This window comes from Desulfovibrio sp. SGI.133 (assembly GCF_050313955.1).
Lineage (GTDB): Bacteria > Desulfobacterota > Desulfovibrionia > Desulfovibrionales > Desulfovibrionaceae > Desulfovibrio.
In genome coordinates this window covers 472,339-485,634 of record NZ_JBNPMK010000001.1, presented here as the reverse complement: position 1 = coordinate 485,634, position 13,296 = coordinate 472,339, and the positions used below count along the sequence as shown (strand labels likewise).

The window sequence follows — 13,296 nt, the reverse complement described above, 5'->3', positions numbered from 1 at the left end:
ACGGGAAGGCGCAGCATGTTCCTTCCCGCGTCATCCCTGCTCTGACGATACCTGTCACCTCCTGCGTCAACAGTTGCCGCACCGGCAACGGGCGCTGCCTTGAACGGCGCCTCTTCCCCTGCGGGATACGGGAAGTCCGGGACGCGGCATCGTCAAGGAGAAGGAATGATCACTTTGTCTGAAAATGCCCGCAAAGAGCTGGAAGCCTATTTTGCGGACAAGGAACGGCAGACCATCCGTGTGTATCTCGCTCCCGGCGGCTGCTCCGGCCCCCGGCTCGTCCTGGCTCTGGACGAACCCGGGGACGAGGACGCCAGGTTCGAACAGGACGGCTTTGCGTTCTGCATCAACAAGGAATTGCTGCAACAGGTGAAGAGCGTCAGCATAGACTTGAGCTATCTGGGCTTCACCGTGACCCCCGAAGTGCCCCTGCCTTCGTCGGGCGGCAGTTCCTGCGGCGGTTGCTGCGGCAGCTGCGGCAGTCATCAGTAGTCCCTGTCCGGTGGGGCCGGCTGTCCCGGCCCGGCCGGTTTTGTCATAACAGAAGGTCCCGTCTTCTGTTTCCATCAACTGCCGTTACCGGCGGAGAGGGCCTGTTGCCCCAGGGCATCGGTCCCGGCTCCTGACGGGCAGGACGCTCCGCAGATACGGCCCAGAGAGGAATAGGAATGATCACTCTGTCTGAAAACGCTCGTAAAGAGCTGGAAGCCTACTTCGCGGACAAGGAACGCCAGTCCATCCGCGTGTTTCTTGCCCCCGGCGGCTGAAGCGGCCCGCGTCTCGCCCTGGCTCTGGATGAGCCTAACGCACAGGACAGCACCGAGGAAGTTGACGGTTTCACCTTCTGCATGGCCACCGACCTGGTGGCGCAGATCAAGGGCGTCAAGATTGATATGACCTACATGGGATTCACCGTGGATCCCGAGGTGCCGCTGGCCTCTTCCGGCAGCAGCTGCGGCAGTTGCGGCAGCAGCTGCGGCAGTCACTAGGCGGATCGTGATCCGTCGGCTGTCCGTGCGGGGAAATGTTCCCACACCGCCCGGGATGTGCATGCACGCATCCCCCCGGGTCGCTTGAAGCATGGCCCCCGACAGCTACAGATAAGAGATCCCGCAAGGCGGCCTTCGGGCCGCCTTTTTTGAACCCTTTCCCAGGATTCGGCGTCGTTGGTGGCGTCGTTTTTGCTTTTCCGGCGGACAGTATGGCAGATATCCTTTCCCTGCTTTCAGGGCCGGCCGAGGCCCGACACTGGCAGCGCAGCGGCATGGCGTCCTGTTGCCGTCTTGCCTGCGCCGCGCTGGCCCAGGGACGCAGCAGCGTCATCCTGGTGCGCGACCGTGAGGAATACACGGCGGCGCGCGCACTGCTGACCCTTTTTTCTCCTTCGCTTTCCCTGGCGGACATGGCCCCTGATGTCCCTGCCTGGAAACTGCCCTTTGCCGCGCTTCCCGCCGGTCTTTTGCTGCGTCGTGACCGGGATTCGTGGGCAGGACGGCTGGCGGCCCTGTACGGCCTTGCCCAGGGCGGGCCCCGCTGCCTCATCCTGAGCACGGAAGCGCTGCTGCTGCGCCATGTGCCCCGCGATTTTTTTGCCGAGCACACGCTCGATCTGACGCGAGGCAGCGACTATCCCCCGGAGCTGATCCTCGATCAGGCCGTGGAGTGGGGGTACGAACGTGTTCCCCTGGTGACCCGGCCGGGGCAGATGGCCCGGCGCGGCGACATTTTCGATATCTTCCCGTCCGGCTATCCGCGTCCTGTGCGCATGGAGTTTTTCGGCGATACGCTGGAAGAGCTGCGCCTGTTCGATGCCGAGAGCCAGCGCTCTCTGCAGAACCTGGACGAGATGACCCTGCTGCCGGCCCTGCCTTTCGTGCTGGACGCGCAAGGCTTGGCCGCGGCCCGCAAACGCATGGATGCCCTGTTCGCCGGGGCGCGCATCAGCGAGAACGACTGCTACACCTTCAAGAAGACCCTGGATGCCGGCGGTCTGGGCCTGCTGCCGGGCGTGGTGCACGAAAAGGCCAGCACCATCGCGGACTGGCTGCCCGAGGAGCCGCTCTGGTTTCTGCCCGGACAGGCGGACTGCGATGCGGCCCTGCACGGGACGGCCATGCAGCTGCGCGACCAGCTGGAAGAAGATGCGCCCCTGCCGCAGCCGTCCGCCCTGTGCCTGTGCGGCAGTCTGCAGGATCTGCCCTGGGAAAAGGCCCGCCGTTTTTATCTGGAGCCCCTGGTCATGGGCGTGGACGCCGTGGGGGACGACGTCCAGGAACGTCCGCTCCATGCCTTTACGGATCTTTTTCCCGTCCCCGGCGCGGCCGACCGGCCGTGGCAGCATCTGTCTGCCGGTCTGAAGGAATGGCAGAACCGGCGCCGTCAGGTGGTGCTGAGCTTCTCCTCGCAGCGCAGCCGGGCCAAGTTCCTCAAACTGGCCGAGCAGGAAGGCATCACACCTGCCTTGCGGTATGCGCCGGAACAGCGCGGACTGTTCGCCCTGGTGTCCCCCTGGCGTTCGGGTGCGGAGCTGGTCTGGGACGATGTGCTCGTGCTGGGCGAGGACATCCTCTATCCGCGTGCGGAAAAGAAGGCTCGCGCCTCCTCGCGTGCGTTCAAGGGACTGGACAGTTTCGATGACCTCAAGGCCGGGGATCTGCTCGTCCACCGGGATTACGGCATCGGCCGCTTTGCCGGTCTGCACCATCTGGTGCAGGGAGGGCAGGGCAACGACTTCTTGCTGGTGGAATACTCCGGGCAGGACAGGCTCTATGTGCCGGTGGACCGTCTGGGGCTCATCCAGCGCTTCAAGGGCGGAGAGGGCGCGGAACCGGCCCTGGATCGTCTGGGCGGCGCCAGCTGGAGTTCCGGCAAGGAGAAGGTCCGCAAGGCTATTGAGAAAATCGCGGCCGACCTGGTGGAGATGTACGCCTACCGCAAGGTAGCCAAGGGCTTCCGCTACGATCCGCCGGGTGAGCTGTACCACGAATTCGAGGCGACCTTCGGTTTTGAGGAGACCCCGGACCAGGCCCGGGCCATCGAGGACGTTTTGTCCGACATGGACAAGTCCGAGCCCATGGACCGCCTGGTCTGTGGTGACGTGGGCTTCGGCAAGACCGAGGTGGCCCTGCGCGCCGCCTTCCGCGCGGCCAGCGAGGGGCGTCAGGTGGCCCTGCTGTGTCCCACCACGGTGCTGGCCGAGCAGCATTACCAGACCTTCCGGGCCCGTCTGGCCGGTTTCCCGGTCACGGTGGGCCTGCTGAGCCGTTTCGTGCCCCGTGCCCGGCAAAAGGAAGTCCTCAAGGCCGCGGCCGAGGGGCAGATCGACATCCTGCTGGGCACGCACCGCCTGTTGTCGTCGGACGTGTCCCTGCCCAATCTTTCCCTGCTCATCCTGGACGAGGAGCAGCGCTTCGGCGTGCGGCACAAGGAAAAGCTCAAGGCCTTGAAAAAGAACGTGGACGTGCTGACCCTGACGGCCACGCCCATCCCGCGCACCCTGCAACTTTCCATGTCCGGCATCCGCGATCTTTCCGTCATCGAGACCGCGCCGCAGGACCGCAAGCCTGTGGCCACGGCCGTGCTGCGGCGTGACGATGCCACCCTGCGCACGGTCCTGGAACGCGAGCTGGCGCGAGAGGGGCAGGTCTTCTGGGTCTACAACCGTGTCCAGGGCCTGGAGCGCGTGGCCGAATATGTGCGCAAGCTGGTGCCTACCGCCCGGGTAGGCATGGCGCATGGCCAGATGTCGGAAAGCGAGCTGGAAAACAACATGCACAAGTTCTGGCACGGCGAGCTGGATGTACTGGTCTGTACGGCCATCGTCGAGTCGGGCCTGGACTTTCCCCGCGCCAATACCCTGGTGGTGGACCAGGCTCAGCTCTTCGGCCTTGGCCAGCTCTATCAGCTGCGGGGCCGGGTGGGCCGCAGTGACCGTCAGGCCTACGCCTTCTTCGTGGTGCCCGATACGGAGCACCTGAGCGAAGTGGCCGAGGAGCGATTGCGCATCATCATGGATATGGACTATCTGGGCGCCGGTTTTCAGGTGGCCATGGAAGACCTGCGTCTGCGCGGGGCGGGCAACATTCTGGGCGAGGTGCAGTCCGGCCATATGGGCCGGGTGGGGCTCGACCTGTATCTGGAGATGCTGGAAGAGGCTGTGGCCCGCCTCAAAGGCACGCCCGTCACCCAGGACGTGGAGACCGAGCTCAACCTCGGTCTGCCTGCCCATATCCCCCAGTCCTACATCGAGGATGGCCGGGAGCGCCTGCGTTGCTACAAGGCGCTTACGTCGGCCACCAGCGGTGCGGCCCGCGAGGAAGTGGCCCTTTCCATGCGCGACCGTTTCGGCAGCTTCCCGCAGGAATTGGTCAACTTCATCGCCGTGCTCGACTTCAAGCAGTTCCTGAGCCATTTGCAGGTTCAGCGTGCGGACATCTATCTGGATCATGTCCGCCTGGTGTGGGGCGACGGCCAGACCGCCGTGCAACCGGAGCGCATCCTGCAGCTGGTGGCTTCCATGAAAGGTGCCCGGATGCTGCCGCCGGCGTCGCTCATGCTGCCCCTGCCGGCAGACAAGGATTTTGCCCAGGGGTTACAGGGGCTGCGGCAGGCCCTGGAAAACATCCGCACACCGGAAGCCCCGGGCGGCGCGGCCTAGGCCGCGGCGATTGCCAAAGAGGGAAATATTGGCTATTTTCGGCTGCTACTACAGCCTATGCGCATAACGGGAGAATTTGCCTTGAAAAAATCTGCCCTTCTGATCCTGATGGCATGGCTTTGCCTGGCCTGCACGGCCCAGGCTGCCCAGCTCAACAAAATTGCCGCGGTGGTCAACGGCCAGGTCATCACCATGTTCGACCTGCAGAAGGCCGCGCTGCCTGAACTGGGGCGTGCCCGTCTCAATCCCAATGACCCCAAGCAGGCCGACAAGGTCAATGTGGTCTTCCGCAAGGTACTGGATTCCATGATTATGGACATCCTGCTGGAACAGGAAGCCAAGCGCCTGAGCATCACGGTTTCCGACAGCGAGATCGATCAGGAACTGACTAAGATGATGAAGATGCGCCGCCTGAACCGTGCCCAGTTCGAAGCCGAGCTGAAAAAGCAGGGCATGAGCGTGGATGAGCTGCGCAAGAACCTGAAGACCAACATGTTGCGCCAGCGCGTCATGGGGGCCGAGGTTGGCCGCCGCGTGGTGGTGACCGATGACGAGATCCGTGCCTACTATGAAAAGCACAAGGATACCATGTATGACCGCAACGGTCTGCATATGGGGCTGATCGTCTACAATCCCAACGTCAATGCTAAGAGCATCGCGGCGCAGATCGCTTCCGGTGCCCTTTCGTTCGAAGAGGCCGCCCGCAAGTATTCCATCGCCCCCAATCGCGAAAAGGGCGGTGACATGGGCCCGGTGGAGTGGGGACGTCTCAATCCCGAGTGGGAGACCCGCCTGAACAAGATGAAGCCCGGCGATGTGACCGACATCTTCACCGTGCAGGGCCACAAGGCCCAGGTGCATCTGTTCCGTCCCGGACAGAGCGGCCCCGGCCGTCCCATGACCTTTGAGGAAGCCCGGCCCGTCATCGACAATATTCTGCGCCAGCCCAAGGCCATGGAGCGTTTTGACGAATACTCCCAGCAGCTGCGCAGCAAGGCCGTCATCGATATTCGTCTGTAAGACACAGCCTTCCGGCCGGAACCAGACGGGGAGACCCGGTCGGCAGATACCCGCTTTCCCCGTATCGAGGTTTGCATGACTTTTGAAGAACTGGGTGCGGCGCTGTGCGCGGAGCGCGAACGCCGTGGCCTGAGCCTTGATGATGTGGCCGCCCACCTGAAGATCAGCACGCGGCTCATCCAGGCCCTGGAGAGCGGGGATCTTTCCGCCTTGCCCCATCCTGCCTATACCAAGGGCTTTTTGCGGGCCTATGCCTCGTACATGGCCCTGGATCCCGAAGCCGTGGCGGAAGTGGCGCACGCCCTGCAGCCCGCGGCGGCCACGGAATGCACCGTCATGGGGGGCGACGAGGACCTGCGCAGCAATCCCGCCATCTTGCGTCACGGTGCCCGCCAAGGCATCGCCGGCTGGCTGCGTGTCTTCATCCTGCTCATCCTGGTGGTGGCGCTGGCCGGTGGCGGCTGGATGCTGTGGCAGCGGGGTGTGTTCAAGGATTTGACCGGTGGTAAGGAACAGAGCCTGCCGACCGCGGAGCCCGCGGCCGTGGCTCCTGCGCCTGAGCCGGTAGCCCCGGCCCCGGCTGCAACAACGCCTGCCGCACCTGCGGCATCTGCTCCGGCCGGCGGTCAGGCTGCCCCTGCCCCCCAGAGCAATAGCGGTACGGCTGCTCCCGCCGGTGGTGTGGCTCCTGTGCCCGGTACCGTGCAGCCTGAACGCAGTGCCGCGCCCGCATACACGGGCATGATGGATACCCGGCCTGCGGAGCTGACCTGGGGCCAGACGGCCAATGCCGCCACGGTCCAGGATACGGCCGCCCAGGATCCGTCCCTGCCTGCGGGCATGCACCGTGTGGTCGTGACCGGTATCGGCGAATGCTGGATGCGGGCCACTGTGGACGGGGAAGTGCGCCAGTTCTCGGTGCGCAAGGGCGACATCATCACCCTGGAATTTGCCAAAACTTTGGAAGTAAAGCTGGGTAACGCCGGTGGCGTCCAGGTCTCGTATGACGGGGCGGAACTGCCGGCTCCCGGTCAGGCCGGTCAGGTGAAGACCCTGGTCTTCCCCCCTGCCGCCAACTGATGGAATGGACCGACCAGGCCCTCGTGCTGCGCATGGGGGCCTTTCGTGAGTCGGACCTCTGGCTCAAGCTGTTGTGTCGTGAGCATGGCCTGCTGACGCTGTTCGCCTTTGGCGGCAGCCGCAGCAGGCGACGCTTTTGCGGCTGCCTGGATGTGCTGAACAGCCTGCAGTGCCGGGTCCGTTCTTCAAAGGACGGACGTTTCCTCAATCTTGAGGAGGCGGCTCTGCTGCAGGGCCCGCGCCTGCTGCGCCACAACTGGCAGCGCATGGGGCTGGCGGCCAACTGCCTGCGCTTTGTGGAAGCCATGGGCGTAGGGGAGGATGCCGCGACGGAAGCCTTCCTGCTGGTGGAGGATCTGCGCGCGGTGCTGGAGGCGGAAAAAGCCCCGCCCGTGCTCCTGCCCCTGTATTTTCGCCTGCGTCTGGCCGGGGCCCTGGGCTTTGCCCCCAACCTGGGGCAGTGCGGCCGCTGCGGCCGGACCATCAGCGAGGACGCGCTCTTTGTGGTCGATGAAGGCCAGCTGCGCTGTTCCTCCTGTCGCAGCAGCCGCTTCGAACTGGAGCGTTATGGCGTAGAGGTCCCCGCACAGGGGCTTGACCTTCTGCGCCATGTACAGCAAAGTTTCCCGTCCGGGTGGCCGGACGGCGAGCTGCCGCCCCCGGTGCGGCGGGCCTGTGCCCGGGCCATCGATGGTTTTGTCCAGTACCATCTGGGGCTGGCCTGGGAAGGAAATTATTTTCGTCGGGTTTGAGTCTGCCCGTCCCGTCTGCGGGACAAAAGACGAACGAAGGGGACGCGTCGGACTGGCGGCGCCGTAGCTGACGCGAGCGTCGCGTCGTGCCGAAATGTGTTAAAAAAGGACTGCACATGTATTTTCAGGATGTCATCCTTACCCTGCAACGCTACTGGGCGGAGCAGGGCTGTGTCGTGGAACAGCCTTCAGGCGTGGAATGCGGGGCGGGGACGTTCAACCCCAACACCTTCCTGCGCGTGCTGGGCCCCGAACCCTGGAGCGTGGCCTATGTGGAACCCAGCCGTCGTCCCACTGACGGCCGCTACGGGGAAAATCCCAACCGCCTGCAGCGCTACTTCCAGTTCCAGGTCATCATGAAGCCTTCTCCTGCCAATGTGCAGGAACTGTATCTGGAAAGCCTGAACGCCCTGGGCATCAATCCCGCCCAGCACGATATCCGCTTTGTGGAAGACGACTGGGAATCGCCCACCTTGGGCGCCTGGGGCCTGGGCTGGGAAGTGTGGCTCAACGGTATGGAAGTGAGCCAGTTCACCTACTTCCAGCAGGTGGGCGGCATCGACCTGCATCCCATCAGCGTGGAACTGACCTATGGTCTGGAACGTCTGACCATGTATCTGCAGGGCGTGGAATCCGTCTACGACCTGAAGTGGAACAAGAACGTGACCTACGGCCACATCTACCACCAGAACGAAGTGGAGCAGTCCAAGCACAATTTCGAGGCCAGCAACCCCGAGATGCTGCTGCGTCATTTCAATGATTTTGAAGGCCAGTGCAAGGCCATGCTGGAGCAGAACCTGCCCTGGCCCGCCTATGACTACTGCCTCAAATGTTCCCACACCTTCAACCTGCTGGATGCGCGCGGCGCCATCTCCATCACGGAGCGCGCCGGCTATATCGGCCGTGTGCGCGCTCTGGCTGCAGGCGTGGCCAAACTGTATGTGGCCCAGCGTGAAGAGCTGGGGTATCCGATGCTCAACACCGAGGCGAGGTAAGGCATGGCGACCTTTGTGCTTGAAATTGGCAGCGAAGAACTGCCTGCCCGTTTTTTGGCCGGCGAAGAAGCCGAACTGGCCGCCCGTTTTACGGCGGCCCTGCAGGAAGCCAGTGTGGAACACGGCGCCCTGCGTACCATGAGCACGCCGCGTCGTGCCATCGTCATCATCGAGGACGTGAACCCCGTGCAGCAGGAGCGCGAGGAAGAAGTGGCCGGCCCGCCGGTGCGCGTGGCCTTTGCCGCTGACGGCAAGCCCACCAAGGCACTGGAAGGCTTTGCCCGCACCAACGGCGTGAGCGTGGACGATGTGTACCGCATCACCACCGAAAAGGGCGAATACGTGGCCGTGCGCAAACGCATCGGCGGCGCTGCCGTTGCCGATCTGCTGGCCGAGATCTGCCCCGCCGTCATCACCTCCCTGCCGTTCGGCAAGCGCATGCGCTGGGGCAGCAATACCCTGGCCTATGCCCGTCCGCTGCGCTGGATCGTGGCCCTGCTGGATGACGCCGTGGTGCCCTTCACCGTGGGCCCCGTGGCTTCCGGTCGCGAGACCATGGGCCACCGCATCCACGGTCATGGTCCCTTCAGCGTGGCCCATGCCAATGAGCTGCTGGCCGTGCTGGCGGAAAAGGGCGGCCTGACGCCCGATGCCGCCGACCGTCGCAAGGTCATCGTGGAAGGCGGTGACGCCCAGGCTGCCGCCATCGGCGGCAAGGTGCTGTGGCGTGACGGCCTGCTGGACGAGGTGCAGGGCCTGACCGAACATCCCGTGCCCCTGCTGGCCGACTTCGATCCTTCCTATCTGGAAGTGCCCCGCGAAGTGCTGCTCACCAGCATGGAAAGCCATCAGAAGAGCTTTGGTATCGAGGCTGCCGACGGTACCCTGATGCCGCACTTCCTGACCGTGCTCAACATCTCCCCCGAGGACATGAGCCTGGTCAAGCACGGCTGGGAACGCGTGCTGCGTGCCCGCCTGGAAGACGCCCGTTTCTTCTGGCATGCCGACCTGCGCGACAATTTCGACTACTGGCTGGAAAAGCTGGATCACGTCATCTTCATCGGCCGTCTGGGCACCATGGGCGAAAAGACCCGCCGTCTGGAAGCCCTGTGCCGCTGGTTGGCCGAGAACGTGGCCCAGGGCAAGGTCAGCGCCGAGGACGCCGCCCGTGCCGGGCGTCTGTCCAAGGCCGACCTGGTGACCGGCATGGTGGGCGAGTTCGATACCCTGCAGGGCATCATGGGCGGCATCTACGCCGAGCGCAAAGGCGAGACCCCGGTGGTGGCCCAGGCCCTGCGCGAGCAGTATCTGCCTGCCGGTCCCGACAGCCCCGTGCCTGCCAGCCTGTGCGGCGCGCTGCTGTCCATGGCCGACAAGGCCGATACCCTGGTGGGCTGCTTCGGCCTGGGCATGATCCCCACCGGCGCTGCCGACCCCAATGCCCTGCGCCGTTGCGCTCTGGGCATCATCCGTATCGCTCTGGAGTTCGACCTGCACTTCGACATCCGTCAGCTGTTCGCCCGTGCTCACGAACTCTATGGTGACCGCCAGTGGAAGCTGGCTCCGCAGGAAGCCCTGGACAAGCTGCTGGACTTCTTTGCGGGCCGTGTGCGCAATTACTGGCAGAACCGTGGCGAAGACAGCCTGCTGGTGGATGCCGCTCTGGGCGCCGGTGTGGCTGATGTCTGCCAGTGCGGCGCCCGTCTGGCCGCCCTTGCCCAGTTCAGCAAGGAAGCCGGCTATGCCGAGGCCGTGCAGACCTTCAAGCGTGTGGCCAACATCGTCCGCAAGCAGGGCGCGGCTGAACAGCTTGCCGCTGCCTGGCAGGCTGACCTGCTGCAGGAAGATGCCGAAAAGGCCCTGGCCGCCACGCTGGACGATCTGCTGCCGCGTCTGGACAGCCTGTGGGAGGCCGGTGACCATACCGCCGCCCTCAAAACGCTGCTGGAAGTCCGTCCTGTGGTGGATGCCTTCTTCGACGGCGTCATGGTCATGTGCGATGATGCGGCGCTGCGCGCCAACCGCCTGGCCATGCTCAATGCCCTGGGCACCCGGTTTGCTCGGCTGGCGGATTTTGCCGCCCTGCAGATCTAAAATGTGGCAAGGGGCACTGCCCCTTGCATGAAAATGCGCCAATATGGCCGCAGAGCTTGACAGATATGCCATGCTCTGCTAAAAATCCGTCTTCACACGAAGGCACTATACCTGCATTGCAGGCCAAAATATCGGAGGAATACCGTGGCTAACCATAAGTCTGCCATCAAGCGTCATAAGCAGAGCCTGAAACACGCCGCCCGCAACCGCGCTGCCCGTACCCGCGTGAAGAACGCCGTCAAGGCTGTGCGCGCCGCCATCACCGGCAACGACAAGGAACAGGCCAGCAGCGCTCTGACTGTTGCCGCTTCCGTGCTGGCCAAGGCTGCCGGCAAGGGCGCCATGCACTGGAAGAAGGCTGCCCGCAAGCTGTCCCGCCTGTCTCGCGCCGTCAACGCTATCGACGCTCAGTAGTGCGGCTGCACCGGCCACCGTCATTTTTGCTTGACGGACACGGCCGGGTAACGTAATATTTCAAACATGCGCTCGTAGCTCAGCTGGATAGAGCAACAGGCTACGAACCTGTAGGCCAGGAGTTCGAATCTCTTCGGGCGCACCATCACAAAAATAAGCGGTTAGCTATTATGGCTGGCCGCTTTTTTTGTATTCTCAATGCCTTGTTTCAGGGCCCCGGGATGCCACGGGCCGGTATCTTTCGGGGCTCTGCCCGTACTGCCGCATCATTCCCGGTACGGACCTCTTTCCCGCATGGCTTCGGTGTGTCCTTTTTCATGACATGGAGCGCAGGCCCCTTGGGTATCCTGTTTCGCCTGCCGTTTCCGGTGGCCGAGATGCCGGGAAAGGAGAGATGGCCGATCTCCAAGAGCTGGAGGCGTGCCGGGATGTCCGCAGGCAGCCGGAAAGGGGAGCCCTGCGCATGAAACGACACCAAGAGACGCCATCGACGGATCCTTCCGCCCCTGATCAGGAAGGGGCGGCTCCCTCCACCTCTCCTGTACTGCCGCCGCACCGGCAGCGCGTACGCGAAACGGTCAGCGAGCTGCGGCTGCTGTTCGACCTTTCCCAGGTCATCGACCATTCCCGCGACATCAGCCACAGCCTGGAGGCGACGCTCTCTCTGATGGCGCAGCACCTGCACATGATGCGGGGCATGATCACCCTTGTGTCTCCCCATACCGGCGAGATCCGTATTGAGGTGGCCCACGGCCTGAATCCCGCCGAACAGCGACGGGGTCATTATGCGCTGGGCGAGGGCGTCACGGGACGCGTCATCCAGAGCGGCCAGCCCATGGTCGTTTCCAATGTTTCGGCCAGCCCCATCTTTTTGAACCGTACCCGTTCCCGTGACCTGCAAAAGGATACCATCGCCTTCATCTGTGTGCCCATCAAGTTCGAGGACGAGGTCCTGGGCGCCCTTTCCGTGGACCGGGTCTTTGCGGATGCCGTGACACTGGAAGAGGACGAGCGCATCCTGACCATCATCGCGTCCATGATCGCCCATGCGGCCAGAGCGCGTCAGAACGTCATGGACGAGCGTGTCGCGGCCATCGAAGAGAACATGCGCCTGCGCAACGCTCTGTCCGCGCCGTTGCGCCCGCACGGTTTTGTCGGCAATTCCGATGCCATGCGCCTTGTCTATGAACAGATCTCGCAGGTGGCGCCTTCCACGACGACGGTGCTGCTGTACGGCGAGAGCGGCACAGGCAAGGAGCTGGCCGCTCATGCCATTCATTCCGCCGGCAAGCGGAGCAAGGGGCCGTTCATCTCGCTGAACTGTGCGGCCTTGCCGGAAAACCTCATCGAAAGCGAACTGTTCGGCCATGAGAAGGGAGCCTTTACCGGTGCTTCGGGCATACGCAAGGGCCGCTTCGAGCTGGCGGATGGCGGGACGCTCTTTCTTGATGAAGTGGGGGAACTTTCCCTGCTGACGCAGGCCAAGCTGCTGCGTGTCCTGCAGGAGCGCTGTTTCGAGCGCCTGGGCGGTACGGAGAGCCTGTCCGTGGACGTGCGCATCATCACGGCCACCAACAGGGACCTGGCCCGCATGGTGGAGGAGGGCACGTTCCGCCGCGACCTCTATTACCGCCTGAATGTGTTCCCCATCCACATGCCGCCCCTGCGCGAACGGCAGAACGACATCCAGCCGCTGGCGGCCTATTTCGTGGACAAGTACGCTGCGGCCAACGGACGCTCCGGTATCCGCATCTCGCTGGCCGTCATGGACATGCTGCAACGCTATTCCTGGCCCGGCAATATCCGTGAGCTGGAGAACGTCATGGAGCGGGCCGTGCTCCTGGTCGGTCAGGATGGCCTGATCCTGCCCCAGCATCTGCCGCGTGAACTGCACAGTACGCATTGTCCGTTCGGCCCTGAGGCGCACAAGGGACCTGTGGAGCCCTATACGGCCTCCGGCACCTTGCAGGATCGTCTCGACGAGCTGGAGCGCGCCTGCATCACCGATGCCCTTGCCCGGCACAAGGGGCACATGGGGCATGCGGCCCAGGCCCTGGGGCTCACGGAGCGCGTCATGGCCCTGCGTATGAAGAAACATGGCATCAGCTACAAGGATTTCCGCCAGCACTGATGCAAGGATTTGCTTGGGAAAGGCAGGGCGCCCTCATCCATGGTTGATGGCCGCAGCGTCCGCTCTTTGCCTGGTACAGCACAAAAAAGGCCCGCCGGAGTCATGCTCTGGCGGGCCTTATGCATAAGGGAGCGCTTCGTGCCTTCCCCGCGC

The 13,296-nt window shown here is 63.8% G+C and carries 10 protein-coding genes and 1 tRNA gene; all 11 read left to right on the top strand.

Features of this window, described 5'->3' with window-relative positions:
* The first annotated feature begins 165 nt into the window (after nucleotides 1-165).
* The 11 genes from ACQRBR_RS02270 to ACQRBR_RS02220 all read left to right on the top strand — a co-directional run bounded on the left by ACQRBR_RS02270 (nucleotide 166) and on the right by ACQRBR_RS02220 (nucleotide 13,143).
* Complete coding sequence (locus tag ACQRBR_RS02270; RefSeq protein WP_168934998.1) at nucleotides 166-492, top strand: IscA/HesB family protein; 327 nt, start codon at nucleotides 166-168, stop codon at nucleotides 490-492.
* 176 nt (nucleotides 493-668) lie between these two features.
* On the top strand, nucleotides 669-989 hold the full coding sequence (locus tag ACQRBR_RS02265) for an IscA/HesB family protein (RefSeq protein ID WP_081446798.1): 321 nt from the start codon (nucleotides 669-671) through the stop codon (nucleotides 987-989).
* A 212-nt stretch (nucleotides 990-1,201) separates the two neighbouring features.
* Nucleotides 1,202-4,657, top strand: coding sequence for a transcription-repair coupling factor (gene mfd, locus ACQRBR_RS02260; protein ID WP_427812201.1), 3,456 nt, complete (start codon nucleotides 1,202-1,204; stop codon nucleotides 4,655-4,657).
* 81 nt (nucleotides 4,658-4,738) lie between these two features.
* A complete protein-coding gene (locus ACQRBR_RS02255; protein ID WP_303878413.1) occupies nucleotides 4,739-5,677 on the top strand; it encodes a SurA N-terminal domain-containing protein in 939 nt (312 codons plus the stop codon).
* A gap of 75 nt (nucleotides 5,678-5,752) precedes the next feature.
* Nucleotides 5,753-6,757: a helix-turn-helix domain-containing protein gene (locus tag ACQRBR_RS02250; protein WP_427812200.1), complete on the top strand. Its 1,005-nt coding sequence runs from the start codon at nucleotides 5,753-5,755 to the stop codon at nucleotides 6,755-6,757.
* Nucleotides 6,757-7,509, top strand: a complete 753-nt coding sequence (gene recO, locus ACQRBR_RS02245) for a DNA repair protein RecO (protein ID WP_427812199.1) — start codon at nucleotides 6,757-6,759, stop codon at nucleotides 7,507-7,509. The genes ACQRBR_RS02250 and recO overlap by 1 nt, the downstream gene beginning before the upstream one ends.
* Nucleotides 7,510-7,625: 116 nt before the next feature.
* Nucleotides 7,626-8,504: a glycine--tRNA ligase subunit alpha gene (glyQ, locus tag ACQRBR_RS02240; protein ID WP_006004641.1), complete on the top strand. Its 879-nt coding sequence runs from the start codon at nucleotides 7,626-7,628 to the stop codon at nucleotides 8,502-8,504.
* A gap of 3 nt (nucleotides 8,505-8,507) precedes the next feature.
* Nucleotides 8,508-10,598: a glycine--tRNA ligase subunit beta gene (gene glyS, locus ACQRBR_RS02235; RefSeq protein ID WP_427812198.1), complete on the top strand. Its 2,091-nt coding sequence runs from the start codon at nucleotides 8,508-8,510 to the stop codon at nucleotides 10,596-10,598.
* A 144-nt stretch (nucleotides 10,599-10,742) separates the two neighbouring features.
* A complete protein-coding gene (gene rpsT / locus ACQRBR_RS02230; protein ID WP_006004646.1) occupies nucleotides 10,743-11,012 on the top strand; it encodes a 30S ribosomal protein S20 in 270 nt (89 codons plus the stop codon).
* 68 nt (nucleotides 11,013-11,080) lie between these two features.
* A tRNA-Arg gene (locus ACQRBR_RS02225) sits at nucleotides 11,081-11,157 on the top strand.
* 318 nt (nucleotides 11,158-11,475) lie between these two features.
* On the top strand, nucleotides 11,476-13,143 hold the full coding sequence (locus tag ACQRBR_RS02220; RefSeq protein WP_303878431.1) for a sigma-54 interaction domain-containing protein: 1,668 nt from the start codon (nucleotides 11,476-11,478) through the stop codon (nucleotides 13,141-13,143).
* Nucleotides 13,144-13,296: the final 153 nt, after the last annotated feature.